5 protein-coding genes are annotated in these 14,081 nt (G+C 71.6%); 3 read left to right on the top strand and 2 right to left on the bottom strand.

Going from position 1 to position 14,081, the window contains the following annotated elements:
- The first annotated feature begins 103 nt into the window (after positions 1-103).
- The 3 genes from DEJ51_RS25580 to DEJ51_RS25570 all read left to right on the top strand — a co-directional run bounded on the left by DEJ51_RS25580 (position 104) and on the right by DEJ51_RS25570 (position 11,364).
- On the top strand, positions 104-529 hold the full coding sequence (locus DEJ51_RS25580) for an effector-associated constant component EACC1 (protein WP_150259960.1): 426 nt from the start codon (positions 104-106) through the stop codon (positions 527-529).
- Entirely contained in the window at positions 526-4,413 is a 3,888-nt protein-coding gene (locus DEJ51_RS25575) for a caspase, EACC1-associated type (RefSeq protein ID WP_150259959.1), read from the top strand. The genes DEJ51_RS25580 and DEJ51_RS25575 overlap by 4 nt, the downstream gene beginning before the upstream one ends.
- A 237-nt stretch (positions 4,414-4,650) precedes the next feature.
- Positions 4,651-11,364: a DUF3320 domain-containing protein gene (locus DEJ51_RS25570; protein WP_150259958.1), complete on the top strand. Its 6,714-nt coding sequence runs from the start codon at positions 4,651-4,653 to the stop codon at positions 11,362-11,364.
- A gap of 48 nt (positions 11,365-11,412) precedes the next feature.
- Here the strand turns inward: DEJ51_RS25570 and drmC are convergent, their stop codons facing one another.
- Both drmC and drmB read right to left on the bottom strand, forming a co-directional pair.
- The gene (gene drmC / locus DEJ51_RS25565; protein WP_150259957.1) at positions 11,413-12,174 is read right to left on the bottom strand and encodes a DISARM system phospholipase D-like protein DrmC; all 762 of its coding nucleotides are present in this window, start codon (positions 12,172-12,174) and stop codon (positions 11,413-11,415) included.
- Complete coding sequence (gene drmB / locus DEJ51_RS25560; protein WP_150259956.1) at positions 12,171-14,081, bottom strand: DUF1998 domain-containing protein; 1,911 nt, start codon at positions 14,079-14,081, stop codon at positions 12,171-12,173. The genes drmC and drmB overlap by 4 nt, the downstream gene beginning before the upstream one ends.

Here is a 14,081-nt window from a genome sequence, read left to right as displayed (position 1 = left end):
GACCAGCAGGTTTCGGAAAATGACGGGTTCGTTGCCGGGGGTCCTCGGTACCCTCCCCCTTCCGTGTGTCCGCCGCACGGGAGATCCAGGGGGACGAAGAAACGTGAGCACCACCACCGACCCGGCCGCCGTCGGTCACCGCATCGCCATCGTCGACGAGGACCCGCTGCGCGCCCGGCGCGAGGCGCGCGAGCTGCTCGCCGCCCTCGCCGAGGTCGATGGGGATGCCGCACTCGACATCCCGCGGCCCCGGGCCGAGGACGAGTCCCTCAAGGGCGGCCCGGTCACCGACCTGATCGGGCTGGTCTTCAGCGGGGGCTCGCTCGTTGCCGCCGGCATCCAAGTGTGGCTGGCCCGCGTCCCCCAGCGGACCGTCGTCATCACCCGGGCGGACGGGGCGACGCTTCGCGTGTCCGGCAAGGAGACCCGGGCCGACAGCGAGCTGATCGACCGGTTCCTCGCCGGCGGTGCGGCCGAGGCCGGGGACGAGGGCGAGGACGGCGGCGAGGCGGGGCCGGTCGCGCAGTGAGCGAGAATGACCGGTACGCCATGCTCATCGGCGTATCCATGTACGACAGCGACCGCTACCACGACCTGCCGCCCGTCCGCGCGGACCTGCACTACATGCGGGCGGTGCTGGAGAGCACCGAGATCGGCATGTACAACGACTGCGCGATGGTCGCCGAGCCGACCCGCGCCGAAATGCTGTACGCCGTCGAGCAGTTCCTGGAAGAGCGGCAGTCCAGCGAGACGGCCCTGTTGTACTTCAGCGGCCATGGCCAGTTCTGCGAGGCGGACGGGCAGTTGTACTTCCTGACCCGGGACGCCGATCCGGACGACCTGCCGGGCACGGCGGTCCCCGCCGAGTTCCTGGAGCGGATGCTGCAGTCCTGCCGGGCTTCGTCCAAACTGGTCCTGCTGGACTGCTGCTCCAGCGGGTCCGTCGTCCAGGGCTGGACGGCCAAGGGCGGTGCGGACACCGCTGCGCCGCCCGCGCCCAGTACGCTGCTCCGCCCTGGCGGCGTGTACTTCATCACCGCGTCCGACGCACTCCAGGCCGCGTCCGCCATGGCTCCGGAAGGCTCCTCCCTCGGCACTTCCCGGTTCACCGGGGAGATCGTGGAGGGCCTGAGGAGCGGGCGGATCAAGGAAGGCGGCTGGATCACCCCGGACGACCTCTTCGAGTACCTGACCGCACAAATGGTGATCAAGGGTGTTCCCGAGGAGCAGCGGCCGACCAAGTCCACGATCCGGGCGACCCGTTCGCTTCCCTTCGCCCGCTCGGTAGCCCGCCCGGTACGCCTTCCCGACGCGCCGCGCGATGCCGCCCGGGCCGACACCCGGGGCGGGGTCTCTCCCGCACTGCTGAAGGCACGTCGGCTGGTGTCCGAGGACGCCGGGAACGGCATCGATCCTCAGCGGCTGCTGCGGTACTACGCGCACTGTCTCGGCGCCCAGGCGGCGACCGGAATGCTGCCCGACCGCGACGGCGGCCGGGGCTCCGCGTACTTCCTCCTGGGCCAGGGCCCGGAGTCGATCCAGTCCGGGCTCGAACACTCCTTCCCCGCCCCGGGACAGTTGCCCAAGCCGAGGAGCACGGGCGCGCAGGCCGACGGGGCCGGGCTCCAGGAATACTGGTACGGCTATCCCGCGATCACCCTTCCCGAGCGCGGCGAGGACGGCCGCAGGCGGACGGCGGTCCGGATCGCGCCGCTGCTGGTCCAGCCGATGGAGCTCGCCCCGGACGAGGGCGGCCGCGATCTGCTGCGACCGAGCGGGGTACCGTCCCTGCACTCCGGGGTGATCACCGAGCTGCTGTCCGACGACGAAGCCTCCGAACTGCTGGCCCACTGGCAGCCGAGCTGGCAGGAGGGCAACGGCACCCAGATGGTCAAGGCGGTGCGCGAGCTCCTGACCGAGCTCGGCGTTCCGGAGCTGGAACCCCTCGACCTCGCCTCGCTCAGCGAGCGGTCGGTGATGAACTCGCTGCGACCGGGTGCCCACAACGCCGCCGTGTTGCTGGCGCCTTCCGGAATGGAGCGGGTCGCGACCGAGGGGCTGGTCGACAACCTGCTCCAGATGTCCACGTGCGTCGGCCAGATCGCCGGCACCGCGCTGGAGGCACTTCTCGCCGGCGACGACCGTCGCACCGGCACGGATCATGACGCGACGACCGTGACGGTCGTGGCCCCCGGCCCGTGCAACGAGAGTCAGGAGCAGGTGATCTCCTCGGCGATGACCCGCCGGCTGACCGTCGCGACCGGCCCGCCCGGTACCGGCAAGAGCGAAGTGGTGACGGCTGTGGTGACGACCGCCGTCGCCGCCGGCCAGTCCGTTCTCGTCGCCTCGACGAACAACGAGGCCGTCAACGTGGTGGCGGAGCGGTGCGACGAGATCTCGCCCGGCCTGCTCATGCGGACCGGGAACGTGGAAGCCCGGGAACGGGAGGCCGAGAAGCTGGCCGCACTGCTGGCCGAACCGGTCGAGTCGCCGCCCCGGGGGTCCGCGACCGTGGCCGGTGAGCTGCGCAACCGCCACGCGCGGGCGGCCGCTCTCCGAACGGAGGCGGCGGGGCGGATCGGCGAGGAGGCTCGTCTGCTGGAACTGGTCCGGGAGCGGGCCCGTCGGGCGGACGCTCTCGCGCTCCCCGTACGCCTGCTGGAGAGTGCCTGGTCCGCACAGGAACGGGCTGCGCTCGCCCGCTGGGAGGAGCGCGCGCGGAGGGCTGCCGGTGCCGGATGGCTGACACTCGGCGGGTGGCGCCGAGGGCGCGCCCTCAGGGCCTTCATGGCTGCGTCCGGCAACGACGGACCCGGGGCTTCGTGGCCGGCCTGGTCCTCGGAACGCCAGGTCCCGCCCGAGCTGCTGCTCGGACTCGCGGAGGCCGTGGCGGTGGAGCGGGCCCTGCGGGAGCTCGTACCCGCGCATCTGGCCTGGGACGAGGAAGCACTGAAGCGGGCCCGGCTGGATAGCTCCGACGCGTCCTCCGCCGTGTCGAAGGAGCTTGCGCGGTCCGTGGCCGCCGAGGCCATGGCGCGGGGGCGGTCGCTGATGAACCAGCGGCTCCAGACACTGCGCAGGCGCTCGGGAGTCCAGAAGAGCCAGCGCAATCTGATGGCACATCTGAAGGCCTGGGCCATCAGCACGCACTCGGTGCGCCAGCTCGAGCTGGCCCCGAAGCTCTTCGATCTCGTGGTGATCGACGAGGCGAGCCAGTGCTCGACCCCGTCGGTACTGCCGCTGCTGTTCCGTGCGAAACGGGCACTGATCATCGGCGACCCGATGCAGCTCGGGCACATTCCCGGGATCAGTCCGGAGCAGGAGCGGCAGGCCCGGGTGCGGGCGGGCCTGACCGCCGCGCAGCTGGAGGACCATCGGCTGGCCTACCACGTGTACGCCTCGTACCACGCGGCGGCGCAGCACGGAGAGGCGGCGCTGCTGCTCGACGAGCACTACCGATGCCATCCGCAGATCGCGGACGTCGTCAACGGCTACTGCTACGCCGGCCAGTTGCAGGTCCTCACCGATGTCCGCAGGCAGATCCCGCCGGTCGATCCGACCGGGGCGGCCGATCCGGCTCCGGTGCTCGGCTGGGTGGACGTGCCGTACGGCGAGTCCGCGTCCGGCAGCGGCGGCCGGTCCTGGCGCAACCAGGCTGAGGCGGACCAGGTGCGGCGGACGGTGGACGAGCTGTTGGCACGGCTGCCCGAGGACGCCACGGTCGGGGTGGTGACGCCCTTCCGTGCGCAGAAGGAGGCGCTGGCCCGGGTGTGGGCCGGAGATGACCGGGTCCGGGTCGGTACGGTGCACGCCTTCCAGGGCGGTCAGCGCGACGTCATGGTCCTGAGCCCGGTGGCCACGGACAACACCCCGCCGAAGACGACGCACTGGGTGTCGAGCCAGGTCAACCTCTGGAACGTCGCGGTCACCCGGGCCAAGTCGCAGCTGATCACGGTGGGAAGCCATCGCTTCTGGCAGGGGCAGGCCGGGCTGCCGTCCCTGCTCGCGGAGCGCTCGACGGTGCTGCGCGCCGGGGCGTCGACGGACGAGGACATCGACGCCGGCCCGACGCCCGGGCCCGGCATTCGCGAGGAACTGGCCGACCAGCTCCAGGAATACCTCGGCACTCTCGGCATCAGCGGTCTGGAACGCGCGGCGGTGGTCGGCGGCCACACCGTGGACCTGGTGTTCACAGTGAACGGCGAGAACACGGCGGTCCTCATCGACACGGGCCCCGCCCCCGGGCAGGACCCGGCCCGCCACCTGCGCCTCACCCACGCCCGCGGCGACCTGCTGGTCGGGCTGCCGTCGGGCGGCCGGGGCGCAAAGCCCGCCCCGGTGGCCCGAGCTGTCCGCCTCCCGGCCTGGCGGGTGGCAGCGGGCCCGGCCCTCCTGGACCGGCTCTTCGCCTGACCTTGTGCGTCGAGTTGATGCGCAAAACACGCATCGCGTCGCTGATGGCGGTGTCAGGATGGGGCGGAATCCTTCTTCACGCCACGGGGGCCGAGTCGTAGGATTCTCCAATCAGGAAATCGGCGGGGCTGGAGCAGCCGGGGCAGCGCTCTCCGGGGAGCAGCTCTCCTCGTGTGGCCATCGGGGAATGCAGTTCCTCCCAGGCCTCGGCGAGCGAACACGACAACGAGGACGAGTGTGGCGAACGCGGGTGGTTTCGGCGGCGGTGAAGAGCTGGAACGGTTCAAAGCGATCCTGGCCAACTGGCGTACGTCACTCGTCGATCTGAGTGGCCGCAATCGGCTCCTCAACTTCCGGCACACCAAGGCGGCGACCCTGGAGATCGCGCATCCGCCGGCCGAAGAGCTCATCGACGGCCTGGAGCGCGGCTGGGACTTCGCACCGCTGCCCGCCGAGGAACCCGACGCCGAGGACTCCGACGGCGCCCCGTCGGAAGCGCCCCTCGCCGGACGGCGCGGCGCCGCGTACGGGATCGTCACCCAGAAGACGACGGCCCCGGCGCTCCTCCGTGCGCTGACGAGCCTGCGCAGCAAGTCCACCCAGCTGTTCAACGACTACGGTCTGTGGACGCTCCAGTTGGGTGTCGGCATCCTCCGCTGGCGTGAGGACGGCGCATCGACGAGCAGCGACGCGCCGCTCCTCCTCCTTCCCGTCCGTATCGAGCGGCTGAGCAACGGGCGGGTCCGCCTGGTGGCCAACGACGACGAGGAACCGCGCCTGAACCCCGCTCTCAGGGTCAAGCTGGAGCAGTTCCTGATCGACTGGTCGCCCGTGACGGAACAGGACCCGACCGACCTCGACGCCGTGATCGACGCGGTCACAGCCGCAGTGGCCGGCAAACCGGGGTGGGAGGTCTCGCGGCGCGTGGTGCTGGCGCTCTTCGCCTCCCACAAGGAGTCGATGTACCAGGACCTGTTGGACAACGAGGCTCGCATCCTGAGCAGCGATCTCGTACGAGCGGTCGCGCTCGGCCCCAAGGCGGAACTGGCATCGGACCGCTTCGAGTTCGAGGAGATCCACGCCGACCGGATCGACGAGCTCAGCCCGCCGGAGGACAGCCCGCTCGTCCTCGACGCCGACGCCTCGCAGCGTCAGGCCGTCGCGGCCGCTGTCGCCGGGCAGTCCTTCGTGCTCGACGGCCCGCCGGGCACCGGCAAGAGCCAGACGATCACCAACATGATCGCCGGTCTGATGCACGCGGGCCGCAGCGTGCTGTTCGTCAGTGAGAAGGCTGCCGCGCTCGACGTGGTGCTGGACCGGCTGAAGTCCGTCGGACTCGACTCGTACGCCCTGCCCCTGCACAGCCACAACACCAGCCGCCGAGCCGTCGCGCAGGAGCTCGGAAGGGCCATCGAGGAGGAGCCGCGGGCCCCACGGCTCTCCCAGGAGGCGGTCGCCCGGGCCCGCGAGGCCCGCCAGGCCCTCAGTGCCTACGCCGGGGCGATGAACGAGATCAGCGAACCGCTGGGCCGGAGCCTGCACGACGTGATCGGCAGGGTCGGGCAGCTGTCCGACGCACACGTGGCCTTTCTGCCCTCGGAGTCGGACGGCCGCTCCGCACAGCAGGAGGTGCTCGACGCCGCAGCACTCAGCGCCCAGGACCTGCGCACCGTCGTCGAGGCGACGAAGGCCATTGCCGGCGCCTGGCAGGCGGTCGCCGACCCGTCGTTCCCCTGGCGCGACCTCATGCCCGGTATGCCTCATCCGCGTCAGGCACTCGACCAGGCCATGGCCGCGCGGGACGGGCTTGCCGCGACGTTGACGCGATACCAGGATCTCGCGCTGGCCGGCGAGCCGATCGAGCAGGAGGACGGCGTCCGCCGGCTCATCAAGCTCCTCGAGCTGATCGGCTCACGCCGCCCGGTGCCCGAAGCATGGCTCACCGGCTCCGACTTCGCCGATGCGGTGGAGAGCCCGGTCGACGCCTTCCTCGCCGCCCTGAAGACGGTGGTCAGGGCCCGGGCCACGGCTCGCTCCCGGGCAGGGGCCCGCTGGGAGGAACTCTCGCCACGGCTCACCCCGGTGCCGGGCGAAGCCGAACGCGCCCTGGCCGCTCTCTCCCCGGCCGGTCTCGATCCGTCCGGGCTGTCGGAGGACCGCGCGAACGAGCTGGCCCGCGAGTTCGAGAACACCGCGGACGGTCTGGAGCGTACGCATCGCGGCCTGGCCGAGATCGCACAGCAGACGGGGCTGACCGTTCCGGGCAGCACCGCCGCGGCGGAAGACCTCTGCGACGTCGTCGCACTGGCGGGAGCCTCCCACCGGCCCCTCGAACGATGGATCGTGCCCGGGGGAGCCACCGAGGCGGACCGGGCTGCGGTCAACGTGGTGGCCGACGCCCTGGGCGCGTTCCTCGCACGACGCGACACGGTTCTGTCCGCACGGGCACACGCGGCCATGGAGGCCGGCCCCGGATGGGACTCGATTCCCCCCACGCTCGGCGCGGAACCGCCGGCGTCCGAGCAGGCCCTTGCCGCACTGGCGCCGGCCGGCCTGGACCTGAGCCCTCTGACCCGTATGCAGGCCGCGGATCTCTCGGACTGGTTCACCGATCTGGGGACGACCCTCGAATCGGCCGATCGGCATGCCGCAGCCATGGCCCGGCTGCTCGGACGTGACCGGCCGGAGAGCACGCAGGAGGCCGAGGAGCTGACCGCCCTCGGCGAGCTGGCCCACGCCTCCCCCAGGATGCTGGACTCGTGGCTCGACCCCCAGGTGATGCCCCGCGTGCGCGAAGTCTGCGCGGAGATCACCGAGGCCGCCCGTCGACTCAGTGAGGCCGAGCAGGCCGCGCAGGACGTCTTCCGGCCCGAGATCACGCTGTCCCCGGGCCTGCCGGACCTGATCGGCCGCCTGTCCGAAGGGTCACGTGGCCTCGGCGGCCTGCTCTCCGGCTCGGTGCGCTCGGACCGCAAGGCGCTCGGTGCGTTGACGATCGCGGGGTCGTGGCGCAGTGAGCTGTACGCCCGTTTGCCCCACGCCCTCGCCTGGCGCGCCGCCCACGACCACCTGCGGTCCCTGGCCCGTACGCATGCCACCCTCCTCGGACGCTACGCGGGGCCGGACCTGCCGGACGTGGCCCTCCTGGAGGCCGCGGTGGAGCACGCCGAATCCGTGCACCGGCTCGTGCCGGACACGGTGCCGGACCCGCACCGTCGCGGCGTGCTGGCCGCCCAGGTCGCGGACGGCCGTACCCCTGCCGCACACCTGGCGGAGCACGGTCGGTCCCTGAGGGAGGATCTGGGTGTCTGGCGGCGGGACCTGGCGCGACCCCGCCTTGCAGCCGTCGCGGACGAGCTCACCAAGTGCTCCCTGGCCAACGCCGCCCGTTGGCTGCGCCACCACCTGGATCCGCTCGCTCGGGCCGTCGACGTCATCGACACGGTCGCCTCCGTCGGCCGTCGCGACGACGGAGGGGACTTCGAGTACACGCTCGCCGGCGCACGGGCGGCGATCTGCGCCGCTCACGAGGGTCAGCGGCAGACGGCCGGGTTCACGGCCGAGGAGGACACGCACCGGCTCCTCTGCGGTTCCTGGTACCGCGGACTGGACACCGATCCCGCCGAGTTGCGTGCGCACTCCCATGCCACAGCACCGGGACAGCGCGGCGTGCTCCGACTCCTGTGGCGGGCCTGGGCGGTCCACGAGGCGGCCCCCGGAGCCGGCGTCGACGAGGAGCAGCGCGAGCTGCTCGGTCGGTACGCGGCGCACACCGGCCTCGACAGTGGAGCACTGCAGGAGGCCCTGTCAGCCGCTCACACGGTCGAGCGGCTGGCGCCGGACACCCTCGCTGATCCCGTTCGGCGTTCGCGTCTGGCCGGCTTCCTCGCAGACGAACGTCCCGCACCGCACGCCGTTGCGCGGCAGGCGGAGCCACAGCTGCGCACCGACCTGAACGCCTGGCGGGAGTACGCCGCCCGGCCGCATCTGACGGGCGTCGGCGCGCACCTGCTCGCCGCCCCTCTGTACGACGCGGCACGCTGGCTGCGCGCCCACGTCGAACCCTTCGAGGACGCGGCCGAACTCCTCCACGCTGTGGGGCGCGTCGCGGACGCCGACAGCGGGCTGTCCCTCGTGCGGGCTCGCCAGGCGGTGACTGCAGTGATCGACGCCCGGGCGGCCGAGACGCGGTTCACCGAGGACGACCCGCGTCACGAGGAGCTGCTCGGTGGGCTCTACCAGGGGGCGGGGACCGACAAGGCAGCCGTCCTCGACGCCCTGGACTGGGCCCAGCAGGTACGCCGCACAGCACACGGAGGGCGTGGAGCCCCGCTGTCCGCCCCAGCGGCCCGGGTGATGCTCGACGCTCCCGCCGACCCCTCGGTGGCGGACCGCCACGACGACTGGCGGCGCCAGCGGGACTACCTCGTGGAGCATTTCGAGGTGCAGCGCGGCCGTCTTCTGCATCGCGAGCTGATGGAGTCGCTCCCCGCTGCCGCAACCGCCCTGTCCCGGTTGGACCACGACCCCTTCGGTCCCGAAGCATGGACCCTGTGTTCAGAGGCCCTCGACCGGTTGCGGCGGTACGGCCTCGACGGGCTGCCCTCCCAGCTCGCGCAGCGCGGCGTGTCCGCAGAGGACTTCCCCGCCTCCGTCGAGCGTGCGGTGCTCACAGCCTGGATCGAGCGGCGCCTCGCACTCGACGCCCGGCTCAAGCCCGTGCGGGCGGCGGACCGCGATCAGCTCGTCGACCGATTCCGAGATGCGGACCAGGCCCTCGTGGAGGCGGCCCACGCCGAGGTCATCGCGGCATGCAACGCCCGACGTCCGCGCCGGACCAACATCGGCCCTGCGGCCGAGTTGCGCCGTCAGGCACAACTGAAGCGCCGGCACAAGCCGGTACGTCAGCTTCTGGCCGAGACGCGGGATGTCGTGCGACTCATCAAGCCCTGCTTCATGATGAGCCCCCTGACGGTCAGCCAGTTCCTGCCGCCGGACTTCCGCTTCGATGTCGTCATCTTCGACGAAGCCTCCCAGGTGCTGCCGCAGGATGCGGTGAATTCGGTGTACCGCGGCAGTGCGCTCATCGTGGCCGGCGATCAGAACCAGCTCCCGCCGACCTCGTTCTTCAGCGCCGGCGGCGACGGCGACGACGATGACGAGTGGGACGAGGAGGCCGCGGACACCTTCGAGTCCGTGCTCGACGCCTGCAAGGCCAGCGGCGTACTGCGCGGCCTGCCCCTGAGGTGGCACTACCGGAGCCGCCACGAGAACCTCATCGCCTTCAGCAACAACGATTTCTACGACAACACGATGGTGACCTTCCCGGGCGCGTACGAGCAGAGCCCCGACCTCGGCGTCGAGTTCTTCAAGGCCGACGGTGTCTACGACCGAGGCGGACGGAGCAACAATCCCGGCGAGGCGGCAGCGGTCGCACAGCGCGTGATCCACCACTTCGCCACCCGGCCGAAGCTCAGCCTGGGTGTGGTCGCCTTGTCCAAGGCACAGGCGGAGGCCATCGAGGAAGCCGTCCAGAAGGCGCGGAACGCACGCCCCGACCTGGATCGCTTCTTCACCGAGGACCGCCTCGACGGCTTCTTCGTCAAGAACCTCGAAACCGTCCAGGGAGACGAACGGGACGTCATCATCCTGTCCGTCGGCTACGGCCCGGACCACCGAGGCAAGCTGCAGGCGAGGTTTGGCCCCATCAACCGGGACGGCGGATGGCGCCGTCTCAACGTCGCCGTGACCCGCGCCCGGCGGCGCATGGAGGTCGTCGCGTCCTTCCACGGCTCCGAGCTGGCCGACAGCGCCAACAAGAGCGTCCAGCACCTGAAGCGCTACCTCCAGTACGCCGAGCACGGCCCCCACATCCTGCAGACGGCCGCGGCGGACCCGGACGCCGAGCCGGAGAGCCCCTTCGAGGAGGACGTCCTGGGCGTCCTGCGCGGCTGGGGCTACTCCGTACAGCCTCAGGTCGGCGTGGCCGGTTTCCGCATCGACATGGCGATACGGCACCCCGCCGCCCCGGGCAGCTACGCCCTGGGCATCGAATGCGACGGCGTCATGTACCACTCGTCGCGCGCCGCCCGCGACCGCGACCGGCTGCGCGAGGCCGTACTCCGGGACCTCGGCTGGAACCTGCACCGCATCTGGGGCACGGACTGGTACCGCAGCCGCCGGGACGCGATGGCGCGCCTGCGCGCCGCGGTGGAGGAGGCGTGCGCGCGGGACCCGTTCCAGGTGACGGCGGAGGAGCCGTCCGGCGAGGGGCCGCCCGCTGAAGGACCTGCGGTGCCGGATACGGCGGTGGACCCGGGGCAGGTGGTGACGTTCGTGGCCGTGGACGACGGGCCGCCGGCGTGGAGCAGGGCGTACGAGGAGGTCGTCGACGTCCAACTGGTGAACTTGCGGGTCACATCCGCCGTGCGGCACGGCATGCGGTTCGCTGAACTGCAGGACCCGGACGCCGTGGGAGTCGTCGCCGACGTCGCCCTCTCGGTGATCCACGCTGAGGGGCCGATGACGGAAGACCTGATCGTCGCCCGGGTCCGTTCGGCGTGGGGCATTTCAAGGGCGGGCGCGGTGATCCGGGACTCGGTCCGCCGCGCGCTGCGGAGGACCGCGTCCGCCGGCCGGATCGTGCGGGTCAACGAGGCATATGACGTTCCCGGCCGGGAGCTGGCCTTCGCCCGCACTCCGACACCGACCGTGGCCCGTAAGGTCGGCCAGGTCCCCTCGGCCGAACGTCAGCTCGTCGTGGGGCACGTGGTCGGGGAGAGCCCGGGCGTCCACCGCGAGGAGCTGCTCCGTGAGGTCGCACGCTTCTTCGGGTGGACGCGGCTGGGCCCTGACATCAGGGATGCGCTCACGAGCGACGTGGACGAGCTCGTCTCGAAGGGGACGCTCCGTGAAGCGGACGCCTGCCTGATGCCCGCGGACGGTGCCTGACGACTTCATGGGCATCGGTTCTGAGGGGGGGTCCCGGCCCGCTGGACGTCACCAGTAGCGCTGGAGGACTCCCGTGCGCTGGAGCTCCGCTATGTGTTCCGCGGCCCGAGCCGGCGCGGAGCCTCCTCTGATGAGCGTTCCGGCCTCGATGTTGCGGTCCACTCCGGATTGCGTGAAGTTGGCGCTGGTCGTCAGCAGCGTCTTCCGGTCGGCCACGGCCAGTTTCGCGTGTGTCTTGGCCCCGGGCTCCGCCCTCTTGTCCAGGGGCCAGTGCCACAGGCGTGCTCCCGGCACACCGGTGAACGCGCTCGCCGGCTCGGCGCCGGACAGGGCGCTGCCCGCCCCCTGGAGCGTCTCGACGACGATGTCCATGCCGACGCCCCGGGCCGCGGCATCCTGCAACGACCGCGTCAGCGGCGGGTACCGCCGCGCGGAGTAGGTCATGAGGATCAGCTCTGTACGTGCCTCGGCGATCAGCCCCAGGAGCGCCCGGTCCGTGGACCGTACGGGCACCCGGTGGGAGGAGGGGCCGCTCCACACCAGGGAGACCTCCTGCTCCCGGTCGCGCTGCGCGTAGCCCGCGGCCAGCCCGTGCAGGCAGGCCGCCGCTTCCGCCCGGGACAGGCCCTCCGCGTCCATCGCATCGAGCACGGCAGCCGCCGCCTCCGTGTAGGCGGAGGCCGACCGGACCGTGAGCAGCGCGGCGCGGGGCTGTCCGGCCGCTATGCCGTCGGCCAGTGCGCCCAGCGCGAGGACCCCTGCGGCCGCCTCCGCCTCCGCGGCGGCCTTGAGCAGCCGCGCCCATCTCATGTGAGGCCCTTGAGGAGCACCAGGTCCGGGTCGTCGATCGGCACTATGAACCGCCGGTCCAGGAACCGGTTGCCGCGCTCACAAGTGGTCTCGGACACGAACAGGCAGACGTGGCATGCGGCGCCGTGCAGGAAGTCCTCGTGCGGCGGGTGGGGCAACCGGTCCGCGCACAGCGGGTCGGAGGAGCACCGCTCGGCGTCGTGGAGCGCGCGCCGCACGACCCTGCTGAACTTCTCCGGTTCGGCCAGGGCCACCAGACCGCCCAGGGTCCCCTCGGCGTCGGGGACCGCGGTGTAGATCAGGATGCCGGTGCGCCGGTCGTCCTCGCGGCCTGCGTAGATCCGCTCGGAGAGGCTCGCCGAGGAGTAGCCGCATTCCAGCGAGATGGCCCGGATCAGCAGGTGCGACAGCGTGTGCAGCGCGATGTACCGCGCGCCCGGCCAGCCGCGCAGCGGGTCGTCGGTGTCCTCGACACGGCCCGAGTAGCGGTTGCGGCGGAATTCCACGTAGGCGTCGCGGTGCGCCTTGAGCGCCGCCGTGTCGGCCACCCGCTGCTCCCAGTCGGCCATCAGCTCGTCCGAGACCCTCAGGAAGATGCCCTCGCCCCGCACCTCGCTGGCCGGCACCCAGGCGGGGACTCGGCTGCGGGAGAGCGGCGCGCGGGCCACCAGAGTGGGGTCTTCCGGGTCCGGGGCGTCGAGCCGGGTGAACCCGATCAGCGCCCGTACTTCCCGCAGCCGTTCCGCCTGGACGACGTGGGAGAAGACCCCGTTGAGGGCCGCCGGTACAGTTACGTCGCGCAGCGCGAAGTCCTCGGTCGGCTCGGGAAGCTGCGGACTGGTGAAGATCTCCCACTCGGGGGTGAGCAGGTCCGGGTACGAGACGGCCTCCGAGGACTGGGTCTCCGCGGCCGCGGCGCGGTGCGCCTCGATGGCTTCGAACACCTCGGACTGGCTCCACTGGTGCAGCGGCTTGAACTGCGGGAGCTCCCAGACCATGTCGAGGAACTCCTGCGACTTCGCCTTCTGCAACTGCTCCCAGAGCTGTTCCACCTTGCCCTGCAGGGCGCTGCCGCTGGTCGGCGGCACCGCCAGGACACTCAGCGTCTGCGCGAACCACTGGTTCGAGGCACCGATGACGAGCGGCTTGGGCCGCTGCTTGCAGCCTGCCGGGTCGAAGGTCGCCAGGTGGGGGTGGCGGCCCCGGCAGTGGGGCAGGGTGATCTCGCCGCGCTGTCCCATGGCGTCGCGGATGTTGCGCTCGCTGCTGCAGTTCACGCAGCGCACCTTGACGTTGGCCGCCTGGTTGCCGCCGTGGTCGAGCATCTCCAGCCGCGGGTGGCTGGCCTCCGCGCAGTTCCCGCCGCGGTGGACGAACGACGCGTAGGGGAAGTCGTCCAGGTGTCCGGCCTGGCAGACCAGGACGAAGCGCGCCGCGACGGCGAGCGGGCGCTTGCCCTTGCGCTTGGCGGTGCAGTTGTCGTGGAAGAAGCGCGCCTGGTCGGGGCGCCGGGGCTTGGCGTTCTCGAACTTGAAGATCTTGGAGTCGAGGCCGCCGAGGGCGTTGCACGCGGTACAGCGCAGCCACTGGGGGAAGGGCAGGACGGGGACGCCGACCCGGGATGCGGGGCCGTTGGGGTCGCTGTCCGTGCCGTCCGTCCAGGGCGCGGGCCGCAACTGGGTGACCTGGGCGCCGTACGGGTCTCCAATCAGGCCGTTCACGGCCCGCAGCAGCCGCGGTTCCTTCAGGTCCGCCCACTCGAACGCGTCGTACTGCCAGTCGTCGATGCCCCGCACCAGGACGGCGAAGTTGGGCAGGTCGACCAGAGCGCCCACACCGCCCGTGTACATCAGGTGGCTGGGGCGTACGGATCCGACCCGGCGCCGGTGCTGTGTCTTGTCCGTCAT

The organism is Streptomyces venezuelae, assembly GCF_008642275.1.
Lineage (GTDB): Bacteria > Actinomycetota > Actinomycetes > Streptomycetales > Streptomycetaceae > Streptomyces > Streptomyces venezuelae_E.
The sequence above is the reverse complement of the archived record's forward strand: the minus strand, read 5'-3'. Positions and strand labels throughout refer to the sequence as shown.

Bases quoted from the DNA above. Each gene is read 5' to 3' on its own strand.
- drmC (WP_150259957.1), bottom strand. From the start codon at position 12,174: ATGAGATGGGCGCGGCTGCTCAAGGCCGCCGCGGAGGCGGAGGCGGCC.
- drmB (WP_150259956.1), bottom strand. From the start codon at position 14,081: ATGACGGACAAGACACAGCACCGGCGCCGGGTCGGATCCGTACGCCCC.